A 16,359-nucleotide genomic window follows, 5' to 3' on the forward strand; every position below is an offset into this window, starting at 1 on the left:
TCTGCGACGTGTCATCGATCGCCACCCCCTGGAAGGCCATCACCATGCGGATGCACCCGCTCCGAATCCTGTCCGTCGCCGCCATCCTTCTGCCGGCGCTCCTCGTGACCGGCACCGCGTCGGCGGCGGGGGATCTGCCCGCCCCGACGAGCGTCACCCCCGTCACCGGCACCGCGACGGCCAATCCCTGGGACCCGAACCCGCCGACCCTCGTGGGGCTGCGGACCGGCCGCCACGACGCCTACGACCGGACGGTCTTCGACTTCACCGGCGGCACCCCCGGCTACCGCGTCGAATACGCCCCGCTCGTCGCCGAGGGCACCGGCCAGCCGATCCCGCTCGCCGGCGCGGCCACCCTGCGGGTCGTGTTCGACGGCGCGTACCCCGCCGTCGATCTCGGCCGGGTCTACGACCCCCGGCTGCCGACCCTGCTGCAGATCAAGTCCGGCGGTGCGTTCGAGGGGCACATCACCTTCGGGCTCGGCGTGGCGGACCGGGTCGGGTTCCGGGTGCTGCGCCTGACCAACCCGCCGCGGCTCGCCGTCGACGTGGCGCACCAGCCCACCCAGCCGTTCACCACCGAACGGTTCAGCGGCGGCGCCGGGACCGCCGCGCAGGTCCAGATCACCGGCGTCCGGTCGGCCACCCACCCCGGTTACGACCGGGTCGTGTTCGACCTGGCCACCGCGACCACCCCGCTGGTCATGGTCGCCTACACCGTGCCGAACCCGTCGACGGTCTTCGTCGGGTTCACCGCCGCCACCACCCAGCGCGGGGTGGTCGGCGGCCCGAACCCGGCCCCGGTCGGGCTCGGCCAGGCGAAGTCGGTGTCGTTCAACGTCTACGACAACGGGACGGTGTCGGCGTTCATCACCACCGGCCACCGCACCGGCTACCGGGTGATGCTGCTGTCGAACCCGACCAGGGTCGTCGTCGACATCGCCCACTGAACCGTCCACTGTGGACCGGCGGATCACCCGTCCGCCGGCCCGCGGCGGTATCTGCCCGGCGGCGTGCCGTGCTGGCGTTTGAACGCGGCGGCGAAGGCGAACTCGGACGTGTAGCCGACCTTCGCCGCGATGACGCCGAGCGGCGCGTCGGACTCCTGCAGGAGCCGGGCCGCGGTGGTCATCCGCCACCAGGTCAGGTAGGTCAGCGGCGGCTGGCCGAGCAGGGTGGTGAACCGGCGCGCGAACGGCGCCCGGGACAGCCCGGCCTCCCCGGCGAGGGCCGCGACGGTCCACGGCCGCGCCGGATCCCGGTGCATGGCCTGCAACGCCGCGGTGGTGGCCGGGTCGTTGAGCGCCGCGGCCCAGCCGGTCGTGGTCGCGGGGGCGGGCTGCCGCGTCAGCCACGCCCGCAGGATGTGCAGCAGCAGCGTGTCGAGCAGCGCGGGCACGATGGCGTCCGTGCCGAGCCCGGGCCGCTCCAGCTCGGCGGCGAGCAGGTCCACCGTGGCCCGCAGCGAAGGGTGCCGGCCGAGGTGCGCGGGGAGGTGGATGAGGTCGGGCAGGTCGCGCATCAGCGGATGGACCCGGGCCGGATCGACCTCGTAGGCCCCGCAGAGCGTCACGGTGACCGGCGCGCCGGTAGGGACGCCGACGGTGTCGGTGGCGTAGCGCTGGAGCAGCTGCGGGTCGTTCGGGTCGCACGGGGGTGTGCTCGGCCGGGTCGACGGGCTGCCGGCGAGGGCGTGCCCGTCTCCGTGGGGCCGGAACACCACGTCCCCGGCCCCGAGGGGCACCGGGTCGGCGCCGGGCAGGACGAGCCAGCACGGCCCCTGCAGGATCACGTGGAAGCCGGCGGCGCCGGGCACGGCCGCGAACTGCTGCGCCCATGGCGCGTGCCAGGCCACCCGCGCCGAGCGGGGCCGGCCGGTCCGCATCACCGTGATCACGTCGCTGAGCACGTCCATGCCCGCCACAGTATCGCCGGCGAGACGATCAGGTATGAACGAGGGACTGTGACGCATGGTTCGTCTCCCGGCGCCGCCGTAGGTTCGAAAGCATGAGAGCCATGCGAATCCATCGGTACGGCGACGCGGCCGAGATCCGGGCCGACGACATCCCGCTGCCGGTGCCAGGTCCGGGTGAGGTGCTGATCCGGGTCGCCGCGACCTCGTTCAACCCGTCCGACGTCGGGCTGCGCCGCGGGCTGCTGCGCGAGATCCTCCCGATGGAGCTGCCGCTCACGCTCGGCGGCGACGTCGCCGGCACGGTCGTCGAGCCCGGCGGGACCGGCCTCGCCGCCGGCGACCGGGTCATCGGCCGGGTCCACGGGGCCACGGCCGACTACGTCACCGCCGACGCGGCCACGCTCGTCGCCGCGCCGCGCACCATCCCGCTCGCGCACGCCGCCGCCATCCCGGTCGCGGGCCTCACCGCCTGGCAGGCGGTGTTCGAGCACGCGGACGTCCGGCCCGGGCAGCGGGTGCTGATCAACGGTGCCGGTGGCGGCGTCGGCGGGTTCGCCGTCCAGCTCGCCCGGCACGCCGGGGCGCACGTGATCGCCACCGCCAGCGCCCGCAGCGCCGACCTGGTCCGCCGTCAGGGTGCCGACGAGGTCGTCGACTACACGGCGACCACCCTCCAGGACGCGATCGACGAACCGGTCGACGCGATCCTGCACCTCGTCCCGACCAGCGCCGCGACGGCCGGGTCGCTGCTGCCACTGCTCGCCAAGGGCGGAATCTTCGTGTCGGCCACCGTCCCGATCGGGGTGCATTTCGTGGCCCGCAACGACACCCGGCACCTCGCCGCCCTGGTCGATCTCGTCGACGCCGGCACGGTCCGGGTCGACGTCGCCGGGTCCCATCCCTTCACCGACCTGGCCTCGGTGCACCGCGAGGCGGAGGCGGGCCGGACCCGCGGGAAGATCATCCTCACGACCTGAGGGACGGCAGGGGCAGCCAGGCGAGGACGTCACGGATCTTGTCGTCCCAGTGCGACCAGTCGTGGGTGCCGGCGCTGAACTGCGACGTCAGCGGGATGTCGCGCTTGGCGCAGGCGTCGCGGAAGCGGACGTTGCCCTCATACAGCGGGTCCTCGGTGCCGCACCACTGGAACAGCGGCGGCGGGTCGGTGACCTGGTCCAGGAGGGCGAGGAGGTCGTTGTCGCCGCCGTCGAAGGGGCCGTCGCCGAAGACGCGCCGCCACATCAAGGGGTCGATCTCGGAGGTCATGGTGCGGATCCGGTCGCCGAGGTCGAGGACGCCGGACAGGCTCGCGGCCGCGCCGAACCGCGACGGGTGGCGCAGGGCGAGCTTGAACGCGCCGTAGCCGCCCATCGACAGGCCGGCCACGTAGTTCTCCGCCGGGTCGCTGGACAGCCGGAAGAAGCTGCGGGCGATCGCCGGCAGTTCCTCGGCGACGAAGGTCCAGTACGGGCGGCCCCACACCTCGTCGGTGTAGAAGCTGCGGTGGACCTGCGGCATGACCACGGCGATGCCGAGGTCGGCGACGTAGCGCTCGATCGATGTGCGCCGGGTCCAGATGGTGTCGTCGTCGCTGAGGCCGTGCAGCAGGAACAGGGTCGGCAGGTCGCCGTCGCGGCCACTGCCGGACATGCCGATCTGCCCGGTGGTGCGCTGGGGCAGCACGACGGTCATCGAAGTGCTGAAGCCGAGGACGTCGGAGAAGAAATCACAGCGAACGAGGGCCATGCACCAACCTAAACACGCCTTAAGGTGGGCGGTGTGGAACGCCGCGCCAACGCCGCCCTCGCCGCGTTGTCGGTGGCGACATTCACGTTCGTCACCGTCGAGGTGATGCCGATCGGCCTGTTGACCTTGATCGCCGACGACCTGCACCGCAGCCGGGCCGAGGTCGGGCTGCTGCTCACGGGCTATGCGGCGGTCGTGGTGCTGCTGTCGGTGCCGATGGCGGCGCTGACCCGCAGGCTGCCGCGGCGGCTGCTGCTCGGCGCGACCCTCGGGGTGTCGGCGGCGGCGACGGCGATGTCGGCGGTCGCGCAGGGATACGCGATGCTGCTCGGGGCGCGGCTGGTCGTCGCGTTGACGCAGGCGCTGTTCTGGTCGATCGTGGCGTCGACCGCGACCGCGATGTTCCCGCCGTCGCAGCGGGGACGCACGGTGGCCAGGATGTCGATCGGGGCGTCGCTCGCGCCGGTGCTCGGGGTGCCGCTCGGCACGTGGCTGGGCCAGCAGCTCGGGTGGCGGGCGGCGTTCGGGGTGATGGCCGTCATCGGGGCGGCGACGTGCGTCGCGGTCGTGGCGCTGCTGCCGGCGTCGCTGCCGTCGGGCGCCGCCTCCGCCCGCGCGATGACCCCGGACCGGCGGCGCTACCTGTTGCTGCTGCTCGTCACCTCGCTGGGGGTGGCGGGGTCGATGACGGCACAGACCTACGTGACGCCGTACCTGCTCGACGTGACGCACTTCGACGCCTCGTCGCTCGGGCCACTGCTGCTGGTCTCCGGTGTCGGTGGCGTCGTCGGCACGCTCGTCGTCGGCCGCTTCCTCGACCGGCACCCGTGGCCCGCCCTGGCCGTGCCGGTGGCGCTGCTGTGCGCCGCGGCCGTGGTCCTGTACGCCGGCGGCACCGTGCGGGCCTTCACCATCGCGTCCCTCGCGGCGACCGGCGCGGCGTATGCGGCGTTCGCGGCGGCGGTGCAGAACCGGGTGCTGCAGGTCGCACCCGGCAGCACCGACATGGCGTCGGCCGGCAGCAGCTCCTCGTTCAACATCGGCATCTCGGCCGGCTCGTTCATCGGCGGCGTGATCATCGAGGACGTCAGCGTGCGGGCGGTCGCGCTCGCCGGCGCGCTGCTCATCGCCGCGGCGCTCAGCGCGCTGCTGGTCGACCCACTGCTGCCGGCGGCGGCGCCCGCGGCCGGGGAGGCGCCACAGCACGAACCGGTGAAGGCCGTCGCATGTCCGGAAAAGTCCGGTAATCCGAACGTGTGACGGCTGTCGGATCTTCTACATTCTCCCGTGTATCAGGCCGGAACCGCTGGGAGTACGTCCCGCCCGAACCGCTTCCACCTGGAAAAACACCGAAGCTGAAATCCACCTGTACCAATGTTGAAGCAGCCGAAAGTGTACTCGGCGCGATGGGCGGACTCACCTACGATCGGGCTAGTTCAAGCCGTTTCGGCATCGCGCAAGGGGACCGGTAGGGGGCAGGCAACGTGACGGACGAGCAGCTCGCGACCGTCCGCACCACGCCCGCCGAGAAACGAGCGCTGGCGCGACGCCTGCGCGACGCCGACACCCACCGCGCCTATGCGGCCTGCAACACCCTCACCGGTCCCCTCACCACCCCTGCCGGTCCCCATTTGCCGGTCGTGTACAGAAGCACGGCCCGCCCGGCGCAGCGGTTCATGCTCAGCGCCCTCATTTCGCTGAACTTCCTGACCGCGATCGTCTTCATCGGCTGGCTCGCCCTGCCGCGGCACGTCCCCGGCGCCATGTCCCAGGCGGACGCCGCCGACTGGCAGGTGATCGTGGCCCGGGTCGCGTTCTGCTTCGTGATCCTCGTGGAGCTGGTGCGGCTGCTGCAGAACCTCGCCGTGTGGGTGTTCGCGTGGAAGGCCGCCGACCCGGTGCCGATGGTCCCCGAGCCGGGCCTGCGCATCGCGATGCTCACCACGATCGTGCCGGCCAAGGAGCCGATCGACGTCGTCGAACGGTCCCTGAAGGCGATGCAGAAGGTCCGCTACCCCGGGCACGTCGACATCTGGATCCTGGACGAGGGCAACGACCCCCGGGTCAAGGCGATGGCGAAGAAGCTCGGCGTGAAGCACTTCAGCCGCCGCGGCAAGCCGGAGTTCAACCAGCCCGACGGGCCGTTCCGGGCCAAGACCAAGGCCGGCAACCACAACGCGTGGCGCTTCACCCACGAGCACGTCTACGACGTGGTGGCGCAGATGGACCCCGACCACGTGCCGCTGCCGAGCTTCCTGGAGCGCACCGTCGGCTACTTCCGCGACCCCGACGTCGCGTTCGTCGTCGCCCCGCAGGTGTACGGCAACATGTACGGCGGCTGGGTCGTGCACGGCGCGTCGGTGCAGCAGTACCTCTTCAGCGGCCTGATCGAACGCGGCGGCAACGGGCTCGGCGCGCCGCTGCTCATCGGCACGAACCACCTCTACCGGCCGCTGGCGTGGGCGCTGATCGACGGATACCAGGACAGCATCATCGAGGACCACCTCACCTCGATGGTCGTCATGGGCGCGAAGAACCCGCTCACCGACCGCCGCTGGAAGGGCGTCTACACCCCCGACGTGGTCGCCGTCGGCGAGGGCCCGACGACCTGGACCGACTACTTCAACCAGCAGAAGCGCTGGGCCTACGGGGTGTGGGAGATCCTGCTGCGCAGCCGGCGCTTCCTGAAGAACCTCAATGCCGGGCAGCGGCTCTGCTACGGCCTGGTGCAGTCCTACTACCCGAGCGTCGCGCTGTCCGCGGTGTCGGGCACCCTCGCCACCGCCGCGTATCTGGGTTTCGGCATCGGCGCGGTGCGGGTCGAGTGGCAGCTGTGGCTGCTCCTGTGGTCGGCGAGCATGGGCAGCTGGGCCCTGCTGTGGCTGTGGTTGCGCCGGTTCAACCTCGCCGAGCACGAGCGTCGCGAGCTCGGCGTGCACGGCATGCTGCTGGCATTGTTCGCGGTGCCGGTGTACGTCGTAGCCGGGGTCGCCGCCCTGCTGCGCCGCCCGCTCGCGTACGCGGTCACCGCCAAGGGCCGCCTCGCCAGCGCCGACGGGCCGAAGTCGTTCCGCCTGCACGCGGCGTGGGCCGGGGTGTCCGCGGCGCTGCTCGGGGTGAGCGTCTGGCTCGGCCACCACTCCGACGCGCTGCGGTTCTGGTCGGCGCTCAGCATCGTCGCCGGGGTCTCGCCGCCGCTCATCGCGTGGATCACGTGGCTGCGCAACCGGCGGATCACCGAGCAGGAGGCCGACCTGACCACGGCCACCGGCCCGCTCATCATGACCGTGCGCGGCAAGGCCGCCGTGGTCCGCGAGTCGATCACCACCACGTCGACGATCCGGCTGTCGGACCTGCCGCACGTGCCCGGGCTCGACCTGATCGTCCCGGGCCCGCGCCCCGCCGCCACCCCGGAGAAGGAGCCGGTGTGATCACGCTGCCCCGGCTCATGCTCGCCGCGCTGCTGCTCGTCGGCGGCTACACGTTCGTCGTCGCGCCGCGGGTCGCCGCCGAGACCGGCCCCGCGGTCCGCTGGGAGACGAAACGGACCGAGCCGCGGCCGACGTTCACCCCGTCACCGGGGCGGCAGGTCACCTTCCCGCCGGCCGGGAAGGCGTTCTTCGGCGTGTTCACCTCGCGCGGCCCGGCGGACCTGACCGAATACGACGGGTTCGTCGCCGCCGCCGGCAAGCGACCGCAGGTGATGATGTTCTCCCAGGGCTGGGCGGTCGCCAAGACGTTCGACCGGCAGCCGTTCGACCGCATCATGAACCGGGGCATGCTGCCGATGCTCGGCTGGGAGCCGTGGAACTTCCGCTCCGAGTCCAAACAGGACAGTTCCCGCGGCAACCAGCCCGAGTACCGGCTGTCGAAGATCAGCGGCGGCGCCTACGACGGCTACATCAAGGCGTGGGCGGCCGGCGTGAAGAGCCTCGGCTACCCGGTCGCGATCCGCTTCGCGCACGAGATGAACGGCTACTGGTACCCGTGGTGCGAGTCCGCCAACGGCAACCGCAAGGGCGACTACGTCGCCGCGTGGCGGCACGTGCACGACCTCTTCGAGGCCGCCGGCGCCACCAACGTCACCTGGGTGTGGAGCCCCAACGTCGCCTACGACGGCTCGACCCCGCTGCAGCAGCTGTACCCCGGCGACGACTACGTCGACTGGGTCGGCCTGTCCGGCTACTACGGCACCGGCGGGCTCGAGCAGTACCAGACCTTCGACCAGATCTACCGCAAGACCCTGACGTCGGTCACCGCGATCTCGAAGCGACCGATCGTCGTCACCGAGGTCGCGGCCACCGATGCCGCCGGACGCAAGGCAGAGTGGATCACCGACCTGCTCAAGACGCTGCCGAAGCACCCGGAGATCATCGGGTTCCTCTGGTACGAGTCGGTCAAGGAGACCGACTGGCGGATCGCGGCGACCCCCGCGGCGTCCAAGGCGTTCGCGACCGGGATCTCGCAGCCCTACTTCTCCGCGTCCTACGCTCCTGACATGGTGCCGCTGGTCGTTCGTCGCTCTGGGAGCACACCATGACGGGATACGTCGTCGGCATCGACCTCGGCACCTCCAACACCGTCGCGGTGATCCGCTCCCCCGACGGCCGGCGCCGCCCGGTCCTCTTCGACGGCGCCCCGCTCATGCCGTCCGCGGTGTTCCTCCAGGACAACGGTCAGCTCGCGGTCGGCCGCGACGCGCAGCGGCTGGCCCAGCTCGACCCGGGCCGCTACGAACCCAACCCGAAGCGGCGCATCGACGAGACCACCGTCCTGCTCGGCAACACCGAGGTCCCGACCCGGGAGATGCTCGCCTCGGTGCTGCGGGCCGCCGCCGCCGGCGTCGCGGAGATCACCCGTACCCCACCGCCGGTCGTGCTCACCTATCCGGCGTCGTGGGCGCACACCCGCCGTTCCCTGCTCCAGGAGGCCGCGGCCCTCGCGGGCTGGCGCCAGGTGAGCCTGGTCCCTGAGCCGGTCGCCGCCGCCCGCTACTTCATCAGCGCCCTCAACCATCCCCTGCCACGCGGCGCGGCCATGGTCGTCTACGACTTCGGCGGCGGCACGATCGACATCGCCGTCGTCCGCCACGACGAGACCGGCTTCACCGTCATCGGCGCCGGCGGCCTCGAGGACATCGGCGGCCTCGACATCGACGCCACCCTCGTCGAGCACGTCGGCGCCCACCTGCGCCGCTCCGACCCCGCCGTGTGGCAGCGCCTGCAGGCACCGGTCACCGCGCAGGACCGCCGCGACCGGCGGCTGTTCTGGGAGGACGTCCGCGGCGCGAAGGAGATGCTGTCGCGCACCGCCGCCGCCCCGATCTCCGTCCCCGGCATCGAGGCGGCGCTGCACCTCACCCGCGACGAGCTCGAGGCGCTCGTCGAGCCGATGCTGCGCCAGACGATCGCGGAGACTTCGCGGGTCGTGGCGAGCTGCCGGCTCGCCCCGAACCAGCTCGCCGGGATCATGCTCGTGGGCGGGTCGTCGCGGGTGCCGCTGGTCGCCCGCATGCTGCACCGCGCCCTCGGCGTCGTGCCCACCGTCCTGGAGCAGCCGGAGCTGCCGGTCGCCGAGGGCGCCGTCGTCCACCCGGCGGAGCTCACCGGCACCAGCGCGACCGGCACCGCGTCCGTCGCCGGCCAGCTGCCCCGGCAGACGGCGCCGGGCGGGGCGTATCAGACCCAGGGGTACCCGGCGCAACAGCTCACCGGCCAGAGCGGCGTCGTCTACGGCACGCAGCCCGTCTCCCCGGCCTACCCCGTATCCCCGGTCTCTCCGGTCTCTCCGGTCTCTCCGGCTGAGGCGCCCGTGTCGGCCGTGCCGGCCGTGCCGGTCTCCGGGATGCCGGTGTCCGGTGCACCGGTCTCCGGCCTGCCCGTGTCGGCACCGCCCATGCCGACCACTGGCGCTCCGGCGACCCCCCTTCCGGTGCCGGCGCCACCTACCGGGCGGCGCCTCCTGCCGCTGATCGCCGCCGCGGTCGTGGCGCTGCTGCTCGTCGCGGGTGGCGTCTGGTACTTCACCCGGCCGGACCCGCTCGGCTCGTGGGAGACCCTGCCGGACGTCCCGACCACCGTCGGCATCGAGGGCGCGGGCGCCGCCTTGCTCGACGGCAAGCTGTACATCATCGGCGGCTACACGGCCGGCAGCCAGCGCCAGTACCTCAACACCGTCTCGATCCTCGACACCGCGACCAACACGTGGTCACCGGGGCCGCCGCTGCAGTTCGGGACGTCCCAGATGGCCGTGGTGGTGGCAGCGGGTCGCCTGCACATCTTCGGCGGCGCCACCGAACGGGGCGCAACCGCGAACACCTACGTCCTCCAGGACGGGACGTGGCAGGAGACCACGCAACTGCCGGACGCCCGTCAGGGCGGCGCTGCGGTCCACGACGGCACCACCATCATCTTCGCCGGTGGCGTCGGCACCGACCACGAGGCGCACGACACGATCTGGAGACTGGCGGACGACGGCCAGTCCTGGAAGGTGGCGCCCACCACCCTGCAGCGCGCAAGGACGAAACTGACCGCGGCGACCGACGGCGCCGGCACCAGCTGGTTCATCGGCGGCAGCGGCGGCGGAAAGACCTACGCCGACGTCGACGTGCTCGTCGAACCCAACCTGGAGCGCACCACGCGGACGCTGCCCCAGCCTCGCGAGGGCGCCTCCGCCGTCCGCCTCGAGGGTCATGGGCTGTGCGTGCTCGGCGGCAACAACGGCGCGAAGATGTTCCAGTGGTGGTGCGAGAAGGACGGGGTCGCCAGGCGGCTGCCGAAGCTCGCCGATCCCCGCGCCGGCATCGCCGTCGCGACGAACGGCACCACCGTGTACACGGTCGGCGGCTACAACACGGAACGCAAGTCGGATGGCAGCACCACCACGCAACGCTTCACCGCCCACGAAAGTTAGGCGCCGGCGCTGGGATAGAACTCCCGCAGGTTGGCCCGGGCGCCGGGATGCCCGCGGCGGGCGGCCTGCCGCCAGTGTTCGACCGGAAGCGTCAACCGTAGTGGACCCGCGCCACGGCGGCGGGCTCGCGCGGCTTTGCAATCATCGAGGCGTGTCGAATCTTGCGGTGGCGGGTGTGGTGACGGCGGCCGCGGCCGTGCTGTACGTCGTGCTCGGCGTGCTGTATCCGTGGCGGGCCCGCCGGGACCGCAGGCTGGCGGCGGAACTGCCCGGCGTGGAGATCGATCCGTATCACGCGGTCGCCGTGGCGTTCAATTCAAACACCTTCGTCTACCGGTCCGCGGCCGCCGCGCTCCTGCTCGACGACCTGATCACGATCCACCCCGAGGGCAGGATGCTGGTGACGGCGCGCGGCGGCGACCCGGCCGAGACACCGGAGCATCCCGTCCCGGCCGCCCTCCTGGACTGCCTGCGCGGCCTGGACCAGCCCGTCGCCCTGTCGGAGCTGCACTGGCAGCACGAGCTGCGGGACCGGTGCGACGCGTTCCGCCGGGAGCAGTGGTGATCATCGGCGGGCTGATCGTCGTGCCGCTCGTCTGGGCCGTCGGCAGCTGGTGGCCGGACCGCCGGGACCTGTTCAAGGAGCACTGCGCCAAGCTCCGGCACCCGGCCGAGCAGGCGCTGAGCCGGGACCAGGCTGCCCAGCTGGAGACCAGCTGGGACTACGAGTCGCCCTACGCCGCGTCGCAGCGGCGGATCCGGGACGCGTACGACAGCGACAGCGGCGGCTTCTGAGCTTCCCCGGCCCGCGATCGCCGAAGCATGTCGAGTCTCACGGCGGCGGGTGTGGTCGCCGCCCCTCGCGGACTCAGCGCAGGTTCAGGCCGCCGTCCAGGAGGATGACCTCGCCGGTCAGGTAGTCGTTGCCGATGACGGCGGCGATGAGGTCGGCCACGTCGGACGGCCGGGCCGGGCGGCGCATCGGGCTGGCCGTGTTCCACAACGCGTGCGCGTCGGCCCAGTCCGCGGTCATCGGGGTGTCGACCAGCCCGGGGGCGACGGCGTTGACGCGCACGTCCGGCCCGAGGGCCGCGGCCAGGAGCTTGGTGACGTGGTTCAGGGCTGCCTTGCTGGCGGCGTACGCGACCGAACTGCCCTTCGGACGGACCCCGGCGTGGCTGGTCACGTTGACAACGCAGCCGCCTGCCTCCCGCAGCGCCGGGAGGGCCGCGGTGCACAGCAGCCAGGGCGCGATCAGATTGACGTCCAGCAGCCGCCGCCAGTCCGCGGCGGTCAGCGCCGCCAGGTCCGCGTGCGGCACGGGCCAGCTGATCCCGGCGTTGTTCACCAGCACGTCGAGCCGCCCGTGCTCGGCGAGCGCCCTGGGCACCAGCGCGGACGCGGCCTCGTCGTCGGCGAGGTCGGCCTGCAGGTAGCTGCCGCCGAGCTCGGCCGCGAGCGCGGTCCCGGCCGCGCGGCTCGCCCGCGAGTGGACCACGACGGTCATCCCGTCCGCCGCCAGCCGCCGCGCCGTCGCCGCCCCGATCCCCGACGCCGACCCGGTCACCAACGCCACCTTCCGCATCCGGTCAGGTTAGCGGGAGACCTTCGCGCCTAGCATTTCCAGGTCAGGCCGATGAAGTTTGTCGGCCAGGCCGTCACCGGGCCAGGCCCGGGATTGCGCAGATACATGTAGATGGTCCCCGCGGAATTGTCCTGCTGAATCTGCTCGTACAGGTTCAGCGGGTAGGCGGACGTCGCCTGGTTGAACGTGCTACCGATGATCGAACCGGGTATCGCGGTGAACGCGACGAGTTGATTGGTGTTCTGCACGAAAGAGTACGAAGGAATCATCCAGTAACCGCCGCAAACAGCTGCGGTTGCCTTCGCCGGTTGCAGCAGTACTCCCAACAGCACCGCCATCGACAGTATCGAGATCCTCGCCGGCCTCCGGCGAGCGCGAAGCCATTTCATCGGACCACCCGAATCTAGAGAATGAAGACGACGAGATTGCGGCAACCATTGATGCCGACATCCGAGAACGTGAGCGGGACTCTCAGCCAACGCGTGCCGTTCTCGGCGAAGACGGCCGGGCCGTGGCCCGGGACCGGCGTGACCTTGCCCTGGAAGTCCGGTGGCCAGCCAAGGGAGACTCCGGTGGGACTCTTCGGGTAGTCGAACTCGGCGTCGAGGGGGCCGAACACGACGTCATACTCGCCGGGGCCGCTCAGGTTGAGCGGTCTGGACTCGTAGATCCAGCCACCGCCGTTCTCCGCAGTGCCGTCCTTGAGCTCGGTGAGCCCTTTCGCCTTTCCCGTCTGCAATTCCTGCCGCCGCTTCCCGACGTCGACAGAGGTGCACATGCCCGCACTCGGTGACGGGCGGGCCTCGGCGCCAGCATGTTGCGCGGTGGTTCTGTCCACCTTGGCACAACCCGCGACAGCCGCCAGAACTGTGCACAGAAGAACTGTGAGCGATGCTCTTCGCATTGATTCCTCCCCGTGTGGAAGAAGGCTATCAGCGCGACCAGCACATGAGACTTTATGTCCCATCGCCGACGGAGCGTCAACCTTGTGATATTGGCGGCTTAGAATACGGCGCCGACCTGCTTGACGTGGCGCAGGGCCGGGGCGGTCTCAACGCGTTCGACGCCCGGGAGCGGGCCGATGCGGTGGGTGAGGTAGTCGTAGAGGCCGGCCATGTCGGGGCAGATGATGGTGGCGACGAGGTTGGTCGCGCCGGTCGTCGCCGCCGCGAACACGACCTCCGGGTGGGTGCACAGGGCCCGGCCGACGGTCTCCAGATGTGCTGGGGCGACGGACATCCACAGGATGATGCGGGCGTTGAAGCCGAACAGGACCGGGTTCACCTCGACGTCGAAGAAGATCGCGCCGGTGCGCAGCAGGTGCTCGAGGCGGCGGCGGACGGTCGACTCGGACCAGCCGGTAGCGGTGGCGAGCTCGGGCAGCCCGGTGCGGCCGTCGCGGGCGAGAGCGGCGATGAGCGGCTGGTCGGAGTCGAGCAGCACGGCCAGCCCCTCGGCGGCCGGCGGCCGCACCGCGGCGGCCTGCTCCGGGGTGAGCGCGTTCGGGCCGGCGGCGTCCACGGCGCCACCGGCGAAGTAGTGGATCAGGCAGTGCGCCCGCACCGACACGAGCCGTGGGGTGTTCGGCAGCTTCTGCAGCAGCAGCGCGTCGCGGTCGGCGGTGCCGGGGTTCTGCACGATGCAGGTGACCTCGGCGCCGCCGGACGCGATGGTCACCCATGTCGTGTCGGGGCGACGGGCGAACGCCTCGGCGATGGCTGACGCGCCGCCGGGGGTGCTCTGCACCCGGATCATCCACTTGTCGTAGCCGAGGCGGACGCCGTTGGGCAGGCCCACGACCCGGACGCCCGCCTCGGTGCGCAGCCGGCGGAACCGGCGGGCGACCGTCTGGTCGGAGACGCCGAGGAGCTCGGCGATCCGGCTGAACCCGGCCCGGCCGTCGACCCGCAGCGCGTCCACGATCTGCCGGTCCAGCATGTCGATTTCCACCAGCGAAGCCTAGCCCAATGTCGGAATCCACCGGCTCGCCGTGGATGGCTTCGCCAGGCGGTCAGCGGTGCCCCATGCTCGTCGGCATGCGCAAATGGTCCCCGCTGATCGCCGTGTCGATCGGCACGTTCATGCTCCTCGTCGACGTCACGATCGTGACGGTGGCGCTGCCGGCGATCGCCGGCGACCTGCACGCCTCGCTCGACGGGCTGCAGTGGGTCCTCGACGGCTACGCCCTGGCGCTCGCGGCGCTGCTGCTCGGCGCGGGTGCCCTCGCCGACCGGCACGGCCGGCGCCGGATGTACCTGGCCGGGACCGTGGTGTTCGCCGCGGCGTCGTTGCTGTGCGCGGTCGCGAACGACGCCGGGGTGCTGGTCGCGGCACGCTTCCTGCAGGGTTTCGGCGGGGCCGCGATGTTCGCCACGACGGTGGCACTGCTGAACGTCACGTACAGCGGCAAGGACCGCGGCGTCGCGTTCGGCGTGTGGGGTGCGGTCAACGGCGCCGCCGCGGCGGCCGGGCCGATCGTCGGCGGGCTGCTCACCGAGCACCTCGGCTGGCGCTGGATCTTCCTGGTGAACCTGCCGGTCAGTCTCCTCGCGGTGTGGTTCACGGTCCGTGGGGTCACCGAGTCGAAGGGGCACGACACGAAGACCCGCTTCGACCTCCCCGGCACCGTCGCGTTCACGATCAGCGCGGCCGCGGTCACCTACGCTCTCATCCGCGGCGGTGAGGCCGGCTGGACCGCGGCGTCGACCCTGGCCGCGTTCGGGATCTCCGCGGCGGCGCTGCTGGTGTTCGTGCTCGTCGAACGGGCCACCGACCACCCGATGCTGGACCTGCGACTGTTCCGGAGCACGTCGTTCAGCACCCTGATGGTGGCGGCGGTGCTCGCGCAGGCGGCGGCGTTCGCGTACCTGCCGTTCGTCACCGTCTGGCTGCAGCAGTTCCTCGGCAAGGGCCCGGTCGACGCGGGCCTGCTCGGCGCGCTGCCGATGAGCGTCGCGGCGTTCGTCGTCGCCGCGTTCGGCGGGCGGCTGCTGCAGCGGGTCGCCCCACGGTGGACGATCGGGCTGGGGCTGCTGCTCGTCGGCGCCGGCGACCTGCTGCAGGCCCGGCTCACCGCGACCAGCCCCGGCACGGCGCTCATCCCGGGCCTGATCGTGGCCGGTGTCGGGGTGGCCATGGTGCTGCCGGTCCTCGCCTCGGCGGCCCTCGCCTCGGCGCCGCCGGAGCGCAGCGGCATGGCCAGCGGCGCGGTCAACACGTTCCGCCAGCTCGGGTTCGCGCTCGGCGTCGCCGTGTTCGGGGCGGTGTTCAGCCACCGTCTCGCCGCGCACCGGGACCCGCGCGCCGGGGTCGCCGACGCGCTGGACCAGACGTTGCTCGTGGCCGGAGTTGTCGCATTGGCGGCAGGTGTACTGGTGCTGCTGTTCGTCCGCCGTCCGGCCGGACAGAATCCGGCCTCAGCCGGGGATCGGGCGCAGGTCGGGCTCGACCCAGCCGTTTCTGGCGGCCACTGAGGCGAGCGTGCCGCTGCGGTAGAAGTGGGTCAGCAGCCGCTTGTCGAGCAGGTCCGGGTAGCGGGCGAGGAGGGCGTCGAAGTCGTCCTCCTCGCCCGCGTGGCAGGCGACGAGCTCGACCCAGGCCCGGCTGATCGTGGCGTGGTACTTCTGCGGTGCGCCGGCATACCGGGCGGTGCGGCGGATGCCGTCGCTGATCACCTCGACGGCCTCGGCGGTGCCGTAGCGCCGCACGGCCAGCCAGGTGACGTGGACGTGCTCGCGGTGCCCGAACCGGCCGGTGTCGCCGACCACCTCGGCGAAGAGCGTCTCGAAGGTCATCGCGTCAGCGCCCGCAGGACCGCGAGGGCGCCCTCGACGGCGGAGGCGGGCAGCCCGGCGAGGGTCTCCGCCTCGAGGTCGGCGATGGCGCGGGTGATGACGGCGGCGGTGGCCACACCGTCATCGGTGAGCGTGATGAGGACGGCCCGCCGGTCGCCGGGGCGGGCGCCGCGGGTGATGAGGCCGCGGCGTTCGAGCCGGTCGAGGACGCCGGTGAGGGTGGTGGGCCGGCTGCCGACGGCGGCGCCGAGCTCGGAGACGGTGCGCCCGGTGCCGTCGGCGAGGTTGCCGAGGGCGTTGAGCTCCGACGGGGTCAGGTCCAGGTCGACCAGCCGGGCCGAGAGGACCTGCAGGGTGGCGTGCGTGGCACGCTGCAGCTCAAGTATCACGATTTCGGATTATACGGA

At 71.9% G+C, this 16,359-nt stretch carries 17 protein-coding genes; 9 read left to right on the forward strand and 8 right to left on the reverse strand.

Annotated elements, in window-relative coordinates; all coding sequences use genetic code 11:
• Positions 1 to 50 precede the first annotated feature (50 nt).
• Positions 51 to 950 (forward strand): AMIN-like domain-containing (lipo)protein, encoded by a 900-nt coding sequence (locus ACFPIJ_RS45615; protein ID WP_380125615.1) that lies wholly within the window; start codon positions 51 to 53, stop codon positions 948 to 950.
• A gap of 23 nt (positions 951 to 973) precedes the next feature.
• Here ACFPIJ_RS45615 and ACFPIJ_RS45620 read toward each other — a convergent pair whose 3' ends face one another.
• Positions 974 to 1,915 carry an AraC family transcriptional regulator gene (locus ACFPIJ_RS45620; protein WP_380125617.1) on the reverse strand — a complete coding sequence of 314 codons (942 nt, stop codon included), beginning with the start codon at positions 1,913 to 1,915 and terminating at the stop codon, positions 974 to 976.
• Between the two features lie 101 nt (positions 1,916 to 2,016).
• On the opposite strand from ACFPIJ_RS45620, the gene ACFPIJ_RS45625 reads away from it, so the two are divergent.
• Positions 2,017 to 2,892 (forward strand): NADP-dependent oxidoreductase, encoded by an 876-nt coding sequence (locus tag ACFPIJ_RS45625; RefSeq protein ID WP_380125619.1) that lies wholly within the window; start codon positions 2,017 to 2,019, stop codon positions 2,890 to 2,892.
• Here the strand turns inward: ACFPIJ_RS45625 and ACFPIJ_RS45630 are convergent.
• Positions 2,882 to 3,661, reverse strand: coding sequence for an alpha/beta hydrolase (locus tag ACFPIJ_RS45630; RefSeq protein WP_380125621.1), 780 nt, complete (start codon positions 3,659 to 3,661; stop codon positions 2,882 to 2,884). The two genes, ACFPIJ_RS45625 and ACFPIJ_RS45630, sit on opposite strands and share 11 nt — an antisense overlap.
• Before the next feature lie 33 nt (positions 3,662 to 3,694).
• Between ACFPIJ_RS45630 and ACFPIJ_RS45635 the strand changes: the two genes are divergently transcribed.
• The 6 genes from ACFPIJ_RS45635 (at position 3,695) to ACFPIJ_RS45660 (ending at position 11,368) form a co-directional block, all read left to right on the forward strand.
• Positions 3,695 to 4,921 (forward strand): MFS transporter, encoded by a 1,227-nt coding sequence (locus tag ACFPIJ_RS45635; protein ID WP_380125623.1) that lies wholly within the window; start codon positions 3,695 to 3,697, stop codon positions 4,919 to 4,921.
• 224 nt (positions 4,922 to 5,145) lie between these two features.
• Complete coding sequence (locus tag ACFPIJ_RS45640; protein ID WP_380125625.1) at positions 5,146 to 7,092, forward strand: glycosyltransferase family 2 protein; 1,947 nt, start codon at positions 5,146 to 5,148, stop codon at positions 7,090 to 7,092.
• Entirely contained in the window at positions 7,089 to 8,201 is a 1,113-nt protein-coding gene (locus ACFPIJ_RS45645) for a glycoside hydrolase family 26 protein (protein ID WP_380125627.1), read from the forward strand. Before ACFPIJ_RS45640 ends, ACFPIJ_RS45645 begins: the two co-directional genes overlap by 4 nt.
• Positions 8,198 to 10,573 (forward strand): Hsp70 family protein, encoded by a 2,376-nt coding sequence (locus tag ACFPIJ_RS45650; RefSeq protein ID WP_380125629.1) that lies wholly within the window; start codon positions 8,198 to 8,200, stop codon positions 10,571 to 10,573. Before ACFPIJ_RS45645 ends, ACFPIJ_RS45650 begins: the two co-directional genes overlap by 4 nt.
• A gap of 151 nt (positions 10,574 to 10,724) precedes the next feature.
• Positions 10,725 to 11,138, forward strand: a complete 414-nt coding sequence (locus ACFPIJ_RS45655) for a hypothetical protein (RefSeq protein WP_380125631.1) — start codon at positions 10,725 to 10,727, stop codon at positions 11,136 to 11,138.
• Positions 11,135 to 11,368 (forward strand): hypothetical protein, encoded by a 234-nt coding sequence (locus ACFPIJ_RS45660; RefSeq protein WP_380125633.1) that lies wholly within the window; start codon positions 11,135 to 11,137, stop codon positions 11,366 to 11,368. The genes ACFPIJ_RS45655 and ACFPIJ_RS45660 overlap by 4 nt, the downstream gene beginning before the upstream one ends.
• A 73-nt stretch (positions 11,369 to 11,441) precedes the next feature.
• On the opposite strand, the gene ACFPIJ_RS45665 is transcribed toward ACFPIJ_RS45660, so the two are convergent.
• The 4 genes from ACFPIJ_RS45665 to ACFPIJ_RS45680 all read right to left on the reverse strand — a co-directional run bounded on the left by ACFPIJ_RS45665 (position 11,442) and on the right by ACFPIJ_RS45680 (position 14,108).
• Positions 11,442 to 12,158 (reverse strand): SDR family NAD(P)-dependent oxidoreductase, encoded by a 717-nt coding sequence (locus ACFPIJ_RS45665; protein WP_380125635.1) that lies wholly within the window; start codon positions 12,156 to 12,158, stop codon positions 11,442 to 11,444.
• Positions 12,159 to 12,187: 29 nt separating this feature from the next.
• A complete protein-coding gene (locus ACFPIJ_RS45670) occupies positions 12,188 to 12,496 on the reverse strand; it encodes a hypothetical protein (protein ID WP_380125637.1) in 309 nt (102 codons plus the stop codon).
• 65 nt (positions 12,497 to 12,561) lie between these two features.
• Complete coding sequence (locus ACFPIJ_RS45675; protein ID WP_380125639.1) at positions 12,562 to 12,936, reverse strand: hypothetical protein; 375 nt, start codon at positions 12,934 to 12,936, stop codon at positions 12,562 to 12,564.
• Between the two features lie 224 nt (positions 12,937 to 13,160).
• A complete protein-coding gene (locus ACFPIJ_RS45680) occupies positions 13,161 to 14,108 on the reverse strand; it encodes an Lrp/AsnC family transcriptional regulator (RefSeq protein ID WP_380125641.1) in 948 nt (315 codons plus the stop codon).
• Between the two features lie 86 nt (positions 14,109 to 14,194).
• On the opposite strand from ACFPIJ_RS45680, the gene ACFPIJ_RS45685 reads away from it, so the two are divergent.
• Positions 14,195 to 15,631 (forward strand): MFS transporter, encoded by a 1,437-nt coding sequence (locus ACFPIJ_RS45685; RefSeq protein WP_380125643.1) that lies wholly within the window; start codon positions 14,195 to 14,197, stop codon positions 15,629 to 15,631.
• Here the strand turns inward: ACFPIJ_RS45685 and ACFPIJ_RS45690 are convergent.
• Complete coding sequence (locus ACFPIJ_RS45690; RefSeq protein WP_380125645.1) at positions 15,575 to 15,952, reverse strand: hypothetical protein; 378 nt, start codon at positions 15,950 to 15,952, stop codon at positions 15,575 to 15,577. The genes ACFPIJ_RS45685 and ACFPIJ_RS45690 overlap by 57 nt on opposite strands.
• The gene (locus tag ACFPIJ_RS45695; RefSeq protein ID WP_380125647.1) at positions 15,949 to 16,341 is read right to left on the reverse strand and encodes a MarR family winged helix-turn-helix transcriptional regulator; all 393 of its coding nucleotides are present in this window, start codon (positions 16,339 to 16,341) and stop codon (positions 15,949 to 15,951) included. The genes ACFPIJ_RS45690 and ACFPIJ_RS45695 overlap by 4 nt, the downstream gene beginning before the upstream one ends.
• Positions 16,342 to 16,359: the final 18 nt, after the last annotated feature.

The sequence above is a fragment of the Dactylosporangium cerinum genome (genome assembly GCF_042653625.1).
Classification (GTDB): Bacteria; Actinomycetota; Actinomycetes; order Mycobacteriales; family Micromonosporaceae; genus Dactylosporangium; species Dactylosporangium cerinum.

What these genes read in the sequence shown, in the direction of transcription:
- ACFPIJ_RS45685 (WP_380125643.1), top strand. Translation starts at nt 14,195, where the DNA reads ATGCGCAAATGGTCCCCGCTGATCGCCGTGTCGATCGGCACGTTCATG.
- ACFPIJ_RS45615 (WP_380125615.1), top strand. Translation starts at nt 51, where the DNA reads ATGCACCCGCTCCGAATCCTGTCCGTCGCCGCCATCCTTCTGCCGGCG.
- ACFPIJ_RS45690 (WP_380125645.1), bottom strand. Translation starts at nt 15,952, where the DNA reads ATGACCTTCGAGACGCTCTTCGCCGAGGTGGTCGGCGACACCGGCCGG.
- ACFPIJ_RS45665 (WP_380125635.1), bottom strand. Translation starts at nt 12,158, where the DNA reads ATGCGGAAGGTGGCGTTGGTGACCGGGTCGGCGTCGGGGATCGGGGCG.
- ACFPIJ_RS45625 (WP_380125619.1), top strand. Translation starts at nt 2,017, where the DNA reads ATGCGAATCCATCGGTACGGCGACGCGGCCGAGATCCGGGCCGACGAC.
- ACFPIJ_RS45675 (WP_380125639.1), bottom strand. Translation starts at nt 12,936, where the DNA reads ATGTGCACCTCTGTCGACGTCGGGAAGCGGCGGCAGGAATTGCAGACG.
- ACFPIJ_RS45650 (WP_380125629.1), top strand. Translation starts at nt 8,198, where the DNA reads ATGACGGGATACGTCGTCGGCATCGACCTCGGCACCTCCAACACCGTC.
- ACFPIJ_RS45670 (WP_380125637.1), bottom strand. Translation starts at nt 12,496, where the DNA reads ATGGCGGTGCTGTTGGGAGTACTGCTGCAACCGGCGAAGGCAACCGCA.
- ACFPIJ_RS45620 (WP_380125617.1), bottom strand. Translation starts at nt 1,915, where the DNA reads ATGGACGTGCTCAGCGACGTGATCACGGTGATGCGGACCGGCCGGCCC.
- ACFPIJ_RS45630 (WP_380125621.1), bottom strand. Translation starts at nt 3,661, where the DNA reads ATGGCCCTCGTTCGCTGTGATTTCTTCTCCGACGTCCTCGGCTTCAGC.